This window comes from Dactylosporangium sp. NPDC005572 (genome assembly GCF_040605515.1).
GTDB lineage: Bacteria > Actinomycetota > Actinomycetes > Mycobacteriales > Micromonosporaceae > Dactylosporangium.
Map to the genome: position 1 here is coordinate 46,293 of NZ_JBEXCY010000052.1, position 14,604 is coordinate 60,896.

Below are 14,604 nucleotides of genomic sequence, written 5' to 3' on the forward strand. Positions count from 1 at the left end.
ACCACCGACCGGCCCGCCGGGCTACTTCCAGGTGGCGTTGACCGTCTGGTTGCCCGTGCCCGTCGCCAGGGTGCGGTTGGCGCCGCTCTCCCAGGTCACCGAGCCGTCCGGGTTCTTCTTGATGAACTTGTACTCCACCGTCGTGTTCGCCGGCAGGGTCACCGTCGCGGACCAGACCGGGTAGTTCGCCGAGGACAGCGCGACCGCGTTCGCCGTGTTCCACGAGCCCAGGGCCGGCACCGAGCCGACCACGAAGACGTTCTGGCCCCACGTCGTGGTCACCGTCGCGTTGAACGTCACCGCCGGGTTGGTCGTCGCCGAGCCGTTCCAGGTGGTGTTGATCGTCCCGGTGCCCGACGCCGGCACCGTGTAGGTGTGGTTCGAGCCCGGCTCCCAGGTGACCGTTCCGGACGCCGACCGCTGGATGAACTTGTACTCCAGGGCGCCCGCCGGCAGGCTCACCGTCGCCGTCCACCCGGAGCCGCTCGCCGTCATCGGGATCGCGTTCGCGGTGTTCCACGAGCCCAGCGCCGCCACCGAGCCGACCAGGTAGATCGGGTCGCCGGTCGGGGCGCCGGTGACCGTGAAGCTCACGCCCTGGCCGGTGGACTGCGACGGCGACGGGGACGTGGTGGGGTTGCCGGTCACGCGGGCGTCGGCGTGGATGGCGACGGCGTCCTTCGCGGCGACGCCGACGGTGGCCTGGCCGCTGCCGTTCACGGTCACCGTCGGGCCGGAGCACGTCTGCGCGCTCGCGTTGTAGTCGCCGTGGATGACGTCGCAGTACACGCCGGCCGGCAGGCCCGTGGTGAAGGTGCGGGCGGCCACGGTACCGCTGCCGTTGTTGATGGCCACCCAGCCCGTCGAGCCGCGGGAGAACGCGATCGCGTTGCTGCCGTCCGACCACCAGTTGCCGACCGTGGTGTTCGCGCGGGTCGCGTTGTGGAAGCCGACCATGTTCTTCACCGCGCGCTGCCGGTGCTGGCACTCCCAGCCGCTGCCGCAGCTCACCGCGGTCACGTAGCCGTTGCCGTCGGCCGGCGGCGACGCGTCGTTGTTGGAGAACGTGAACGAGCTCATGACGTTCGGCGTGCCGTGGTTCCAGGCCAGCATGAACACCGTCGCGAGCGTGTCGGTGCTGCCGTTCTTGTACGACAGGGTCTGCCCGTTGCGCTCGGTGTCGTGGTTGGAGACGAACACCGTCGACTTGTCGCTGGGCCGCAGGCCCCAGCTCGGCCCGAAGGTCTGCAGGTTGGCGATGCTGCCCTGGAACTGGCTCTTCAGGCTGTACGCGTAGGTGAACTCCAGCACGCCGCCGACGCTCTCGTAGGCGGCCGGGGTCAGGTTGCCGGGGCTGCCCGGGATGACCTCCTGGGACCAGTACACGCTCTGGTTGCTGAGCTTGCCCTTGATGGCCGCGAGGTCGGCCTGGCTCATGTGCTTGGCCGCGTCGACCCGGAACCCGTCGACCCCGATGCCGATGAGATCGTTGAGGTAGCCGGCGATCTTCGTGCGGACGTAGTCGGTCTCGGTCTTCAGGTCCGACAGGCCGACGAGCTGGCAGTTCCACACCTCGGTCTGGTTGTTCCAGTCGTGGATCTGGTTGTCCGACTGCGGGCAGTTGGCCGGGTAGAAGTGGAAGTCCGACGAGCTGTAGCCGGCGGTCGGGTAGCTGTAGCTGTTCGTGAAGCTCGACCCGCCGTAGGCGGTGGTGCTGCTCTGGTTCGCGCCCGTCATGTGGTTGATGACCGCGTCGACGTAGACCTTGACGCCGGCCGCGTGGCACGCGTTGACCATGCTCTGGAACTGCGCCCGGGTGCCCATCCGGCCGTTGATCTGGTACGACGCGGGCTGGTAGATGTCCCACCACGGGTGCCCGGCGACGCTGATCGAGTCCTCCGGCGGCGCGACCTGGACGGCGCCGTAGCCGGCCGGGCCGAGGACGTTGGTGCACTCGCTCGCGATCGAGTTCCAGGGCCACAGCCACAGGTTGGCGATGACGTCGTTGTCGCCGACGGCGGCCTCGGCCTTGCGGCCGGAACTGAGCAGCGGTACGGCGAGCGCCGCGGTCAGCACCAGGCCGCCGACGATCGCGAGTGTTCTGAGCAGGCGGGGTCTACGCACGAGGTCCTCCGGAATGGCGGTGGCGGAGTGTGCACGACGACCCGGTGGCGGCCGGATCGATGACGACGAGCCTCGATGCTCCTGAAAGCGGTGTCAAGAACCTTGCAAGAATTTCCAGCCGCCAGTTCTTGCAAGGCGTCCTCACCTGCGGAAACCGTCAGGAAAGTTCGTTACCTCTTGCAAAGATCCACTGCGGCCCGCGGGACGGGCCGGCGGCGGGCGTGGGAGTGCTGTGCGTGGGCATGATCAAGGGAAACTTCTGGTTGTCAGGGCGACCAGAAGTTTCCCTTGATCTTGGGGTTACGTCAGGGCGGGGTCAGCGGAGCCACACGGCCGTCGCGGGCGGTAGCGTGTCGCCGTCGACCGGGGCGTTGGCCAGCGCGATCTCGCCGGGCGGCAGTGGGACCGCGGCGCCGGAGAGGTTCACCACGCAGCGGACGCCGTCGCGGGTGAGGTCCAGGACGCCGGGCGGCGAGTCGTTCCAGCGTAGCGGGCCGGTGAAGGTGCGGCGCAGGTGCAGCGCCTCCCGGTACAGCTCCAGGGTCGACGCCGGGTCGCCGGCCTGCGTGTCCGCGGCGAGCGCGCCCCACGAAGGCTGCGGCAGCCAGGACGCGCCGGTCGGCGAGAAGCCGTACGCCGGCGCCGCCGCCTCCCACGGCAGCGGTACCCGGCAGCCGTCGCGGCCCGGATCCGTGCCGCCCGAGCGGAACCACACCGGGTCCTGCCGCGCCGAGGCGGGCAGGTCGAGCACCTCCGGCAGGCCGAGCTCCTCGCCCTGGTACAGGTAGGCCGAGCCGGGCAGCGCCAGCATGAGCAGCGCCGCCGCGGACGCCCGCTGCGGCGAGCCGAGCCGGGTCACGTGCCGCTGCACGTCGTGGTTGGCCAGGACCCACGTGGTCGGCGCGCCGACCGAGTCGGCCGCGTGGACGCAGGCGTCGATGATGCGCCTGACCTCGGCCGGGTCGTCCCACGGGGCCGACAGGAAGTCGAAGTTGAACGCCTGGTGCAGCTCGTCGGGGGCGACATAGCGGGCCAGCCGCTGCGGGGTCGACGCCCACGCCTCGGCGACCGCCATCCGCTGCCCGGGGTACGAGTCGAGGATCTTGCGCCAGGCGCGGTGGATCTCGTGGACGCCGTCCTGGTCGAAGTACGGCAGCTCGGCCTTGCCGAGCAGGCCGATCTGGCCCGCGTAGCCGACCGGGGGGTAGCCGGCGCGCTTGGCCATGCCGTGCGCGACGTCGATGCGGAAGCCGTCGACGCCCCGGTCGAGCCAGAACCGCAGCACGCCCTCGAACTCGCTGCGCACGTCGGCGTTGTCCCAGTTGAGGTCGGGCTGGGCCGGGTCGAACAGGTGCAGGTACCACTCGCCGCCGGGCACCTGCGTCCAGGCCGGGCCGCCGAACACCGACTCCCAGTCGTTCGGTGGGTTACCGTCCGTGGTCGGCAGGTGGAAGTGGTACCGCGCCCGCGCGGGCGATCCTGGAACGGCTTGCAACGCTTCCACAAACCACGGGTGCTGTGACGACGTGTGGTTGGGCACCACGTCGATGATCACCCGGAGGCCGAACTCGTGCGCCCGGGCCAGCATGGCGTCGAAGTCGGCGAGCGTGCCCAGGGTCGGGTCGACGTCGCGGTAGTCGGCCACGTCGTAGCCGCCGTCGACCATGGGGGAGCGGAAGAACGGCGTCAGCCAGATCGCGTCGACGCCGAGGTCGCGCAGGTACGGCAGGCGTTCGCGCAGGCCGGCCAGGTCGCCGATCCCGTCGCCGTTGCCGTCGGCGAAGCTGCGGACGTAGATCTCGTAGATGGCGGCGGTCCGCCACCAGGGGGTTTCGGGCACAGCGGAACCTTCCACTATGGGGGATATTTCCGATTCAGCGCAGGCGGGTGGCCCGGCCGCGAGCGACGGCAGGCCGGACCACCCGGTCCCCGGCAGCGCGAAACCCTGCCCCTGCGTCAGGGCCGCGGCGCCGGGGGAGTCAGCGGCGGGCGATGCCCGTCGAGCCGCGCACCACCAGCTCGGGGGCGAACAGGTACTCCGAGTGCGGACTGGGCTGGCCATGGATGGCGTCGACCAGGTTCTGCGCCGCCGCGTTGGACATCGCCCGCACCGGCTGGCGCAGCGTGGTCAGCGGCGGGTCGGTGAACGCGATGAGTGGCGAGTCGTCGTAGCCGACCACCGACACGTCGCCCGGCACCGACAGGCCCCGCGAGCGGGCCGCCCGCACGGCGCCGAGGGCCATCAGGTCGGAGCCGCAGACCAGGCCGGTGATCCCGCGGTCGAGCAGCCGCGCGGCCGCGGCCGCGCCGCCCTCCACGCCGAACAGCGACAGCTCGATCTCCTCGGCCAGGCCGTGGCGGGCCATCGCCGCGCGGTAGCCGGCCAGCTTGCGCTGGACCGGGAGGTACCGCTCGGGACCGCTGATCAGCCCGATGCGCGTGTGGCCCAGCGAGGCGAGGTGGTCGACCGCCAGCTCGCTGGCGCGGGCGTCGTCGCAGGAGACGCACGGCGCCTCGAGGCCCTCGACGTAGCCGGTGACCAGCACGATCGGCAGCGGCCGGTCGATGAGCTTGCGGTAGCGGTCGTGATCGGCGCTGGTGTCGGCGTGCAGGCCGGAGACGAAGATGATGCCGGCGACCGAGCGGTCGAGCAGCATCTCCACGTATTCGTCCTCGGTCACGCCGCCCGGGGTCTGCGTGCACAGCACCGGCGTGTAGCCGTGCCGGGACAGCGCCGACTCGATGACCTGGGCGAACAAGGGGAAGATCGGGTTCTCCAGCTCCGGCGTCACCAGGCCGACGAGGCCTGCGCTGCGCTTGCGGAGCCGTTCGGGTCGCTCGTAACCGAGCACGTCGAGCGCGGTGAGCACGGCGTGTCGGGTGTCGGCGCTGACCCCGGGCCGGTCGTTGAGCACCCGCGAGACGGTCGCTTCGCTGACGTCCGCCTGCCGGGCGATGTCAGCGAGCCGAGCTCGTGGAGCGTCCATGGCCATGCGACGACTGTAAGCGGCCGGACGGTCAAATTGAAAGTCGGCTGGAAGCTCTTTCATTCTCTGCAAGTTGTTGCTACGGTCCCTGCCACCGGCAATCGATCGACACCCCTGCACCGACGGCCGGGCACCCTTCATCGACGCAGCCGCGACCGTGGAAACGGCCGCGCGCTGCCTGCTGAACAGGAGTCCTTCGATGCGCATCCGTATCGCGGGTGTGTTCACCCTCGCCGCTTTGACCCTTGCCACTGCCGCCTGCGGCAGCGGCGACGACACCCCTGCCACCGGCGAGTCGGCCAAGCCGGCCGGCGGCACCCTCACCATCTGGGCCGACGACCAGCGCGCGGCCGCCCTCAAGCCGTTCGCCGAGGCGTTCGGCAAGACCAACGGCGTCACCGTCGAGGTCCAGGCGGTCTCCAAGGACCTGCAGACCAACTACGTCACCGCCGCCCAGTCCGGCAAGGGCCCGGACATCGTGGTCGGCGCCCACGACTGGATCGGCAACCTGGTCCAGAACGGCACCATCGACCCGGTCCAGCTGACCGACCAGCAGAAGGGCGGCTTCGCCGACGTCGCGCTCAAGGCGGTCACCTTCAACGGCCAGGTCTACGGCGTGCCCTACGCCATCGAGAACCTCGCGCTGATCCGCAACACGGCGCTCGCCCCGACCGCGCCGGCCAGCATCGAGGAACTCGTCGCCACCGGCAAGTCGCTCAAGGACGCCGGCAAGGTCACCAACATCATGTCGCTGCAGGTCGGCAACACCGGCGACGCGTACCACGTCTACCCGCTGTTCAGCAGTGCCGGCGGGTACCTCTTCGGCGCCAAGGCCAACGGCGACTACGACCCGGCCGACCTCGGCGTCGGCAAGCCGCAGTCGGTCGAGGCGTTCAAGAAGATCGCCGCGCTCGGCGAGAAGGGCTCCGGCGCGCTGACCCGCTCGGTCAACGGCGACAACGCCATCCCGACGTTCACCGGCGGGAAGACGGCGTTCCTGATCTCCGGCCCGTGGGCCGTCGCCGACATCAAGAAGGCCGGCGTGCAGTACGACATCACCCCCATCCCGGCGTTCAGCGGCGGCAAGCCGGCCCAGCCGTTCGTCGGCGTGCAGGCGTTCTACGTGGCCAGCAAGGGCAAGAGCAAGGCCCTGGCCAACGAGTTCATCACCAACTACCTGACCAAGCCGGACCTGCAGGTCGCCCTCTACAAGGCCAACCCGCGCCCGCCGGCCCTCACCGCCGCGCTCGACCAGGTCAAGAGCGGCGACGCCGACATCGAGAAGTGGCTCAACGCGGGCAAGGGCGGCGCCGTGCTGCCGGCCATCCCGGCCATGGCCGCGGTCTGGGACCCGTTCGGCAAGGCCGAGGCGGCGATCGTCGGCGGCGCCGACGTGCAGACGACGCTCGACGCGGCGTCGAAGTCCATCACCGACGCGATCAACAAGTAGTTCGATGACGAACATGCACCCCCGGGGCACCCTGGTGAAGATCGTGGTGCTCGGGCTCGCCCTCGCATTGGCCGTGTACGCGGCCTTCCCCCTCGTCGACCAGCACGCCTGGGGATGGCTCACCGTCCTGGTCGTCGTCACGGGGCTGATCTTCGCCGTGTACCTGTCGCCGCGGCTCATCCCGGCGAAGTACCTCGTCCCGGGGGTGCTGTTCCTCCTGGCCTTCCAGATCGTGCCCGTCCTGTACACCGCGAGCACCGCGTTCTCCAACTTCGGCGACGGGCACCGCGGCAGCAAGCAGGACGCGGTCGTCGCCGTGCAGAGCGCCTCCGTGCAGCAGGTGCCGGGCTCGGCGTCCTACGAGCTGTCGGTGGCCCTTGACGAGGGCGCTGACGAGGGCGGGATGGTCTTCCTCCTCGTCGACAGCGAAGCCGACAGCGAAGCCGACAGCGAAGCCGGCGGCGACGGCAAGGCCTACGTCGGCACCCGCGACGGCCTGCGCCAACTGGACGCGGACAAGGTCACCGTGACCGGCGGGCGGATCACCGCCGCCGCCGGGTACACGCTGCTCAACCTGGCCGAGGCCAGCCTGCGCAACGACGAGATCCTCGCCTTCACCGTGCCCACCGCCGACGGCGCCGTGCGCGCCTCCGGCCTGTCCAAGGCGTACAACGGGCAGGCCACCCGCTTCTACGACCAGTCCTGCGACTGCATCACCGACCGGGTCAGCGGCAAGCAGTGGACGGCCGACGAGGAGGTCGGCAGCTTCGTCGCCGCCGACGGCGAGCGGCTCGCCCAGGGCTGGAAGGTCAGCGTCGGGCTGACCAACTTCACCCGGGTGCTCACCGACCCGCGCATCTCCGGGCCGTTCCTGAAGACCCTCGCCTGGAACCTCGGCTTCGCCGTCGCCTCCGTGCTGGCCACCTTCGCGCTCGGCCTGGCCTGCGCCCTCGCCCTGCACGCCGACCGGCTGCGCGGCCGCACCCTCTACCGGGTGCTGCTGGTGCTGCCCTACGCGATGCCGTCCTTCGCCATGCTGCTCGTCTGGCGCGACCTGTTCAACCAGGAGTTCGGCCTCATCAACCGGTTCTTCGGCATGCACGTCGACTGGTTCGGCGCGCCGTGGACGGCCCGGGCCGCGGTCATCCTGGTGCAGCTGTGGATGGGCTACCCGTACATGTTCCTCGTCGCGACCGGCGCGCTGCAGGCCATCCCGAAGGAGATGGGCGAGGCCGCCTCCGTCGACGGCGCCACCCCCGTCCAGCGGTTCCGGCGGATCACCCTGCCGCTGCTGCTCGTCGCCCTGTCGCCGCTGCTCATCTCGTCGTTCGCGTTCAACTTCAACAACTTCAACGCGATCTACCTGACCACCGAGGGCGCGCCGTTCCCGGCCGACAACTCCAGCGTCGGCGCCACCGACCTGCTCATCACCTACACCTACCGGCTCGCGTTCGGCGGCTCCGGCGCCCAGTTCGGCTTCGCCGCGGCGATCTCCTGCTACATCTTCGCGATCGTCGCCGTCATCTCGGTCATCGGCTTCCGGCGCAGCCGCCGCCAGGAGGAGGTCTACGCATGACGTCCGTGACATCCTGGATCCGCCGGCAGGGCTGGCGGCACCTCGCCGGCCTGCTCGCCGTCGCGTTCTCGCTCTTCCCGATCGTCTTCGTGCTCTCCGCCGCGCTCAACCCGGTCGGCTCGCTGAGCTCCACGTCGCTGCTGCCGTCGGAGGCGAGCCTGGGCAACTTCGGCGACCTCTTCACGACGACGCATTTCGGCTCGTGGTACCTCAACTCGATCCTCGTCGCGGGAACCTCCGCGTTCGCCGGGATCTTCCTGTCCGTCCTGGCCGCCTACGCGTTCTCCCGCATGCGGTTCGCCGGGCGGCGGGTCGGGCTCATGGCGCTGCTGCTCATCCAGATGTTCCCGCAGTTCCTCGCGGTCGTGACGATCTACCTCATCTTCACGGAGGTCGGCGACTTCTACCCCGCCTTCGGGCTCGACAGTCAGTGGGGGTTGCTCCTGCTGTACCTCGGGGGAGCGCTCGGCGTGAACACCTGGCTCATGAAGGGCTTCCTCGACACCGTGCCGAAGGAGCTCGACGAGTCCGCGCTGATGGACGGCGCCACCCACGCCCAGACGTTCTTCCGGGTCATGCTGCCGCTCATCGCGCCGATCCTCGCCGTCACCGGGCTGCTCGGCTTCATCGGCACCATCAACGAGGTACTGCTGGCGAACGTCTTCCTGCGCAGCGACGGCACGAAGACCCTGGCCGTCGGCCTCTACGGACTCGTCGCCGAGAAGCGCAACGCGAACTTCGGCATGTTCTGCGCGGGGTCGCTGCTCACCGCGATCCCGACGGTCGTGGTGTTCCAGGCTTTGCAGCGGTACATCGTGTCGGGCCTGACGGCGGGGGCGGTGAAGGGATGATCCACCACGACGGTTCCGCGCTGCACGTGCCGGACCAGAACCCGCGCCTCGGGTCCACCGTGGACGTCTTCCTGCGCACGTCGCTCACGGCCACGGTCGTGCACGTGCGCTCGGTCCGCGACGGCGAGCCGGTCTTCACCGCCGCGACCCCGGCGCTGCGCGGCGACGAGCTGTGGTGGCGGGCGCCGGTGCTGGTGCGCAACCCCGTCACCCGCTACCGGTTCCTCGTCGACGGCGACTGGTACACGGCCGCCGGCCGGTTCGGCCACGACGTGCCCGACTCGTTCGACTTCCGGATCGTCGCCCACCCGGCGCCGCCGCCGTGGACCCGCGAGGCGATCGTCTACCAGGTGTTCCCGGACCGCTTCGCGCGGACCGCTGCCGCCGGCGACCCCGCCTTGTCGGCGTGGGACGAGCCCGTCCGCCACTCGCCGGACCAGCGCTACGGCGGCGACCTCGACGGCGTCACCCGGCACCTCGGCCACATCCAGGACCTCGGCGCCGACACCGTCTACCTCACCCCCTTCTTCCCGGCCCCCTCCAACCACCGCTACGACGCGGCCGCCTTCGACCGGGTCGACCCGGTGCTCGGCGGCGACAAGGCGCTGCGGCGGCTGGCCGACGCGGTGCACACCCGCGGCATGCGCCTGGTGGGCGACCTGACGACGAACCACACCGGCATCACCCACCCGTGGGTCGCCACCGCGCCCGAGGTCTACTGCCGCTCCGCCGACGGCTCGCTGGAGACGTGGATGGACGTACCGTCGCTGCCCAAGCTGGACTGGCGGTCACCGCGGCTGCGCGAGCTGTTCGCCACCGCACCCGACGCGGTCGTCAAGCGGTGCCTGCGGTACCTGGACGGCTGGCGGATCGACGTGGCCAACATGACCGGCCGCAGCGGTGCCGACGACGTGACCGTCGAGGTCTCCCGGCTGCTCGCCCGCGAGGTGCGCGCGGCCCGGCAGGACGCGCTCCTCATCGCCGAGCACGCCCACGGCGCCGGCGGCGACCTCGACAACGACGGCTGGCAGGGCACGATGAACTACGCCGGCTTCCTGCGCCCACTGTGGAGCTGGCTGCGCGGCCCGTCGTTCGACCCGCCGGACTTCCTCGGCGTGCCCGGCGGCGTCCCGCGCCGCGACGGCACCGCGGTCGTGCGTACCGTCCAGGCCGTCCAGGCGTCGATGTCGTGGCGCTCGTGGACGCACTCCTGGAACCTGCTCGGCAGCCACGACACCGCCCGCATCCACACCGTCACGGGGGACCCGGCCCGCACCGAGGTCGCGGTCGGCCTGCTCGCCACCCTGCCCGGCGTACCGATGATCTTCGCCGGCGACGAGTTCGGCCTCACCGGCACCAACGGCGAGCTGTCCCGCACCCCGCTGCCGTGGGGCGCGGCGACCCTGCCCTGGTACGGCGACCTGCTCGCGCTGCGCCGCAAGCACGCGGCCCTGCGCAACGGCGGCCTGCGCTTCGCCCACGTCGACGCCGACGCGATCGCGTTCTGGCGGGAGACGGCCGACGAACGCCTGCTCGTCCTGGCCCGCCGCGCCTCGGGCACCCCGATCCCAGGCCCTTCCGAGGGCACCAACCTCTACGGCGGCGCCCCGCTCGCCGGAGCGCTCCCGGCGGACGGCCCGACGCTCCAGGTCTGGTCCGTCTGCCCCTGAGACGGGGGGAACCGACCGCCGCCGTCCGCGGTCACAGTGACATGCGGACGGTGGCGGTCGTGGTTGCGGCGTTGGTCGGGCTGGTCCTCGCGGCCCTGGTGGTGCGGGCCGGCTGGCAGGTCCCGGTGCGGATGGAGTGCCCGCCGGGCGGCGACGTGTGCTACTCGTCGTCGTGGTTCGACGTCGACTGGCAGCGGGTGAACTGGGAGCTGAAGCCGGCCCGGATCGCGTGCTTCGAGCCGAACCCGGACGACCACGCCGTCATCATCGGCCCCGGCGAGGAGTGCGTCCGCGCCCGCGGCGACGGCGTCATCCTGCGCTCGGCGACGTACGAGCAGCTCCAGGACGAGTTCCAGCGCCGCCGCGTGCTGGCCCTGCTCCTGGCCGCGGCGATGGTCCTGCTGCCGCCGCTGCTGACGTACGTACTCGTCCGCCGCCGCCGGTCGCCGCTGCTCAGCGGCGCCGGCGGTTGAGGGGCCGTCGGCGCGGCGGTTCCGGGGTGGGCCTGGCGCCCCGGATTGGTCTGGACCTGTTATCTGAGGCGCCCGTCGCGGTGTGCCTGGTGTTCACAGCCATGACCTTCGATGCATTCAGGTGAACGCCTGACTGGAGGTACTGATGCATCGAACGATCGGACGTCTCTGCCTGGTCCTGTCCGTGGCCGTCGCCGCCGGGGTCGTCGCCGCCGCGCCGGCCGGGGCGGCGGCGCCCGTCAAGAAGCTGCTCGTCGTGGGCATGGACGGGCTCAACTGGGACAGCGTCGTCGCGGCCGACGCACCGAACCTCGACGCCCTCGCCGCGCAGGGGCTGCTCGGGCGCAGCCTCGTGCAGTGCCCGGGCGTCGCCGACTCGTCCAGCGGGCCCGGCTGGTCCAACATCGCCACCGGGGTGTGGCCGGACCGGCACGGCGTCACGAACAACTCGTTCACGGGCAAGCAGTACGGCACCTACCCCGACTTCCTGACCCGCCTGGAGCGGGCGAACCCGGCGTACGCGACCTACTCGGCCGTCGACTGGGCCGCCCTGCACAACCAGGGCACGTTCTCGTCGGCGATCGACGTGCGGGTCACCTACGACGGGGACGCCAACGGCTACGCCGCCCAGGACGAGAAGATCACCGCCGACGCCGTGAGCCGGCTGGCCGCCGGTGGGCCCGACGCCTCCTTCGTCTACCTCGGCAACACCGACGCCGTCGCGCACTCCCTCGGTACCAACACCGCGTACCGCTCCGCCATCGCCAAGCAGGACCAGCAGCTCGGGCGGATCCTCGCCGCGGTGCGGGCCCGGCCCACGTACGCCCAGGAGGACTGGCTGATCATGGTCACCACCGACCACGGTCACCGGGTCCCGCTCGGTGGCCACGGCGGCTGCGGCATCGACGAGCGCGGCACGTTCCTGCTCGCCGCCGGCTCCGGCATCACCGCCGGCGCCCGGCCGATCGACGTGCGCCAGGTCGACCTGGCCGCCTCGGCGCTGGAGCACTTCGGGGTCGCCGCGCCCCTCGACGGCCGGACCGTCCGGGTGCGCTCCACGGACCCGTTCGACGCGCTCGCCCTGCGCACCCGCGTCGACGAGACCGGCATCCCGTCCACCCTCGCCGGCTGGACCCCCACCGCGCCGTCCGGCTGGTCGGTCGACCGCAGCCGCATGCCGTCGGGTGGCGTGACCGAGTGGCGCGGCTGGTCGTTCGCGACCGACGAGTTCTGGAGCCGCACGCAGTCGGGCCAGGAGCGGGAGAACGCGCTGCGCACCCGGGGCGTGTTCGCGGTCGCCGACAGCGACGAGTTCGCCGACAGGTCGGGCGGGTCGAGCTACGACTCGACGCTCGTCTCCCCGCAGTACACCGTGAACCCGGGAAGCACCGTCAGGCTGCACTATGTCACGCACTACCGCCAGGAGGGCGCCCAGAAGGCGGACGTGCTGGTGTCGTTCAACGGCGGTGCCGACCAGCTGGTCAAGCGGTACTCCGCCGACGCCCGCGCCACGGTCGAGTCGCTGCCGGTCACGGTGCCGGCCGGCGCGACGGCGATGACGGTGAAGTTCCGGTACTACGACGCGAGCAACAACTGGTACTGGGTCATCGACGACCTGCGGGTCGCATGAGCCCCAGCGTGCCGTCGTAGCGCCGGTACAGCAGGTTGCCGCGCCCGCTCACACGGTCGGTGAAGAACAGGAACGGCAGCCACCCGGCACAGAGGTGCTCGGCCGCCTCGGCGCGGTCGAGCACCGGCGTCCGCCGGGCGTTGACACTGAGCCCGAGGTGTCCGGGGCTGGTGTCGGGATGCATCCGGTACTGCCGGGCCAGCCGCAACCCGGTCGGCCCGGAGCGGTAGACGACCGCGTCCTCGCCGGGCCCGGCATCGGTGAACAGGCAGAAGTCGTAGTCCATGGCGGCCATGAAGGCGGCGGCCCGGCACGGCGGCCCGGCCCTGAGCTCCACGGTCTTCACGCGGCTGACGTCGCCCGTCCCCGGCACGGCGAGCGCCCCTCGCTCGGGGTCGGGCCAGGGCCACTCCTCCCACCGCGAGGTGAGCCGCCGCACCTGCCGCTCGAGCCGCACCGCCACGGCGACGGCGGCGTCGAGCGCGTCCCGCCCGGTGACCTGCACGCGGGCGGGGGCGCCGTTGACGCGCAGGTTGACCTGGGCGACCACGGGTCCGCTGCCGCAGGCGGCCCCGGTGAGCCTGACGCGGGCCCCGTCCGCGACGCCGTGGTGGGCAAGGACCGCGGAGACCATGCCCCGCGCCGCGCCGACCTCGTCGTCCGTGACGACACCGCGCCCGATGACGTCGACCCCCACACCACACCTCCTGGTGCGCGAGTCTCCTCCGCTGCCGCGGACCCCGCACAGGGCCAAAGGTCCCGTACCTGTGCGGGGCCGCGTGACGGCGGGCCGAGGAGAGCGCGGGCGCTGAATACCGATCCTCCGCCTGCGCGGAGGTACCGAGTCGAACGGAGTAGGAGGAAGCGCCCGCATGGCCTCGGCTGTCGCCGCTCAGCGCGGGATCAGCTCACCGAGCCGGTCCAGTGTGTATACCTCCGACCCCTCCGGCAGGCCCTCGGGGGCCTCGATGCCGACGAACGTGACCGGCTCCTCCGGCAGGCGGCCGTCCCACGTCGCCACCTCGGCCCGCTCGCGCCACCGGTCGACGAGGTACGACATGGTCAGGTACCGCCGCTCGACCAGCGCCCGCACCCGGTCGGCCGTGGTGAACGTGTTGTCCTCCACCCGGTTGAACGACGGCCGGCCCGACAGGTACAGGTGCAGCCACACGGCCTGCCAGCCGCGCTCGCCCCGGGCGAACACCATGGGCAGCGCGATCCGGCCCCGGCCCCGCAGCTGCGAGCGGGCCCGGACGGTCCGTGCGTCGAACGGTGCGCCGCGCTGGTCGCGCGTGCGGGTCTGGTACCCGAACATCGACTCCGCGACCTCGTCGAACGACTCGCCCGCGTAGATGTAGACCTGCGGCACCACGTACTGCCCGCGGGCCTTGAGCTTCAGGGGCACGTCGATGAACTCGGTCGCGCCGTTCGTCGCGTCGGTGATGTCGCCGGAGTGCACGGCACCGTCGTGGTGGTAGTTCGTCCAGGACACCTGGCCCGCGGTGTGGAACCGGTCGTCGAGCAGCAGCACCGACAGGTCGTAGTCGGTGCGGCGGCTGGTCTGGCGCCAGTGGGTGAAGAAGCGCAGCACCTCACCGGAGACCGAGGCCCGGGAGCCCCTCGGCAGTACCGCGAACCCGCCCTCGGCCGCCTTGCCGCTCAGCGGCAGCGCGACGTCGAGCACGTCCGGGTCCACCAGCAGCGGCCGCTCCAGCTCCGGCAGCCGCGCGCCGATCTCCGCGTCGAGCAGCGCCGACAGCTCGGCCACCAGCTCGGCCGGCAGCGGCGGCCCGACCGACTTGAGGCAGGAATCCAGTTCCTCGGCGAGGCGACGGTCACCGAG

General features: G+C 71.4%; 10 protein-coding genes and 1 pseudogene. 6 read left to right on the forward strand and 5 right to left on the reverse strand.

Going from position 1 to position 14,604, the window contains the following annotated elements:
* Positions 1-21 precede the first annotated feature (21 nt).
* From ABZS66_RS24735 to ABZS66_RS24745, 3 genes are all read right to left on the reverse strand, one after another.
* Complete coding sequence (locus ABZS66_RS24735) at positions 22-2,124, reverse strand: carbohydrate-binding module family 20 domain-containing protein (protein WP_354761431.1); 2,103 nt, start codon at positions 2,122-2,124, stop codon at positions 22-24.
* A gap of 316 nt (positions 2,125-2,440) precedes the next feature.
* Positions 2,441-3,964 carry a glycoside hydrolase family 13 protein gene (locus tag ABZS66_RS24740; RefSeq protein ID WP_354761433.1) on the reverse strand — a complete coding sequence of 508 codons (1,524 nt, stop codon included), beginning with the start codon at positions 3,962-3,964 and terminating at the stop codon, positions 2,441-2,443.
* 139 nt (positions 3,965-4,103) lie between these two features.
* On the reverse strand, positions 4,104-5,111 hold the full coding sequence (locus tag ABZS66_RS24745) for a LacI family DNA-binding transcriptional regulator (protein WP_354761445.1): 1,008 nt from the start codon (positions 5,109-5,111) through the stop codon (positions 4,104-4,106).
* Between the two features lie 199 nt (positions 5,112-5,310).
* Here ABZS66_RS24745 and ABZS66_RS24750 point away from each other — a divergent pair, with 199 nt between their 5' ends.
* The 6 genes from ABZS66_RS24750 to ABZS66_RS24775 all read left to right on the forward strand — a co-directional run bounded on the left by ABZS66_RS24750 (position 5,311) and on the right by ABZS66_RS24775 (position 12,761).
* Positions 5,311-6,561, forward strand: a complete 1,251-nt coding sequence (locus tag ABZS66_RS24750) for a maltose ABC transporter substrate-binding protein (RefSeq protein ID WP_354761435.1) — start codon at positions 5,311-5,313, stop codon at positions 6,559-6,561.
* 4 nt (positions 6,562-6,565) lie between these two features.
* Positions 6,566-8,137 carry an ABC transporter permease subunit gene (locus tag ABZS66_RS24755; RefSeq protein ID WP_354761437.1) on the forward strand — a complete coding sequence of 524 codons (1,572 nt, stop codon included), beginning with the start codon at positions 6,566-6,568 and terminating at the stop codon, positions 8,135-8,137.
* The gene (locus ABZS66_RS24760) at positions 8,134-8,988 is read left to right on the forward strand and encodes an ABC transporter permease subunit (protein WP_354761439.1); all 855 of its coding nucleotides are present in this window, start codon (positions 8,134-8,136) and stop codon (positions 8,986-8,988) included. Before ABZS66_RS24755 ends, ABZS66_RS24760 begins: the two co-directional genes overlap by 4 nt.
* Positions 8,985-10,658: an alpha-amylase family glycosyl hydrolase gene (locus ABZS66_RS24765; protein ID WP_354761441.1), complete on the forward strand. Its 1,674-nt coding sequence runs from the start codon at positions 8,985-8,987 to the stop codon at positions 10,656-10,658. The genes ABZS66_RS24760 and ABZS66_RS24765 overlap by 4 nt, the downstream gene beginning before the upstream one ends.
* Positions 10,659-10,717: 59 nt before the next feature.
* Entirely contained in the window at positions 10,718-11,131 is a 414-nt protein-coding gene (locus ABZS66_RS24770) for a hypothetical protein (RefSeq protein ID WP_354761442.1), read from the forward strand.
* A gap of 145 nt (positions 11,132-11,276) precedes the next feature.
* Positions 11,277-12,761 carry an alkaline phosphatase family protein gene (locus ABZS66_RS24775; protein WP_354761443.1) on the forward strand — a complete coding sequence of 495 codons (1,485 nt, stop codon included), beginning with the start codon at positions 11,277-11,279 and terminating at the stop codon, positions 12,759-12,761.
* Here ABZS66_RS24775 and ABZS66_RS24780 read toward each other — a convergent pair.
* Both ABZS66_RS24780 and ABZS66_RS24785 read right to left on the reverse strand, forming a co-directional pair.
* Positions 12,736-13,458, reverse strand: coding sequence for a sigma 54 modulation/S30EA ribosomal C-terminal domain-containing protein (locus ABZS66_RS24780; RefSeq protein WP_354761444.1), 723 nt, complete (start codon positions 13,456-13,458; stop codon positions 12,736-12,738). The genes ABZS66_RS24775 and ABZS66_RS24780 overlap by 26 nt on opposite strands.
* Before the next feature lie 195 nt (positions 13,459-13,653).
* Positions 13,654-14,604 (reverse strand): annotated as a pseudogene (locus ABZS66_RS24785) (hypothetical protein); the annotation flags it as partial.

Coding starts and splice junctions, on each gene's coding strand:
- ABZS66_RS24745 (WP_354761445.1), bottom strand. CDS start 5,111: ATGGACGCTCCACGAGCTCGGCTCGCTGACATCGCCCGGCAGGCGGAC.
- ABZS66_RS24750 (WP_354761435.1), top strand. CDS start 5,311: ATGCGCATCCGTATCGCGGGTGTGTTCACCCTCGCCGCTTTGACCCTT.
- ABZS66_RS24755 (WP_354761437.1), top strand. CDS start 6,566: ATGACGAACATGCACCCCCGGGGCACCCTGGTGAAGATCGTGGTGCTC.
- ABZS66_RS24760 (WP_354761439.1), top strand. CDS start 8,134: ATGACGTCCGTGACATCCTGGATCCGCCGGCAGGGCTGGCGGCACCTC.
- ABZS66_RS24765 (WP_354761441.1), top strand. CDS start 8,985: ATGATCCACCACGACGGTTCCGCGCTGCACGTGCCGGACCAGAACCCG.
- ABZS66_RS24775 (WP_354761443.1), top strand. CDS start 11,277: ATGCATCGAACGATCGGACGTCTCTGCCTGGTCCTGTCCGTGGCCGTC.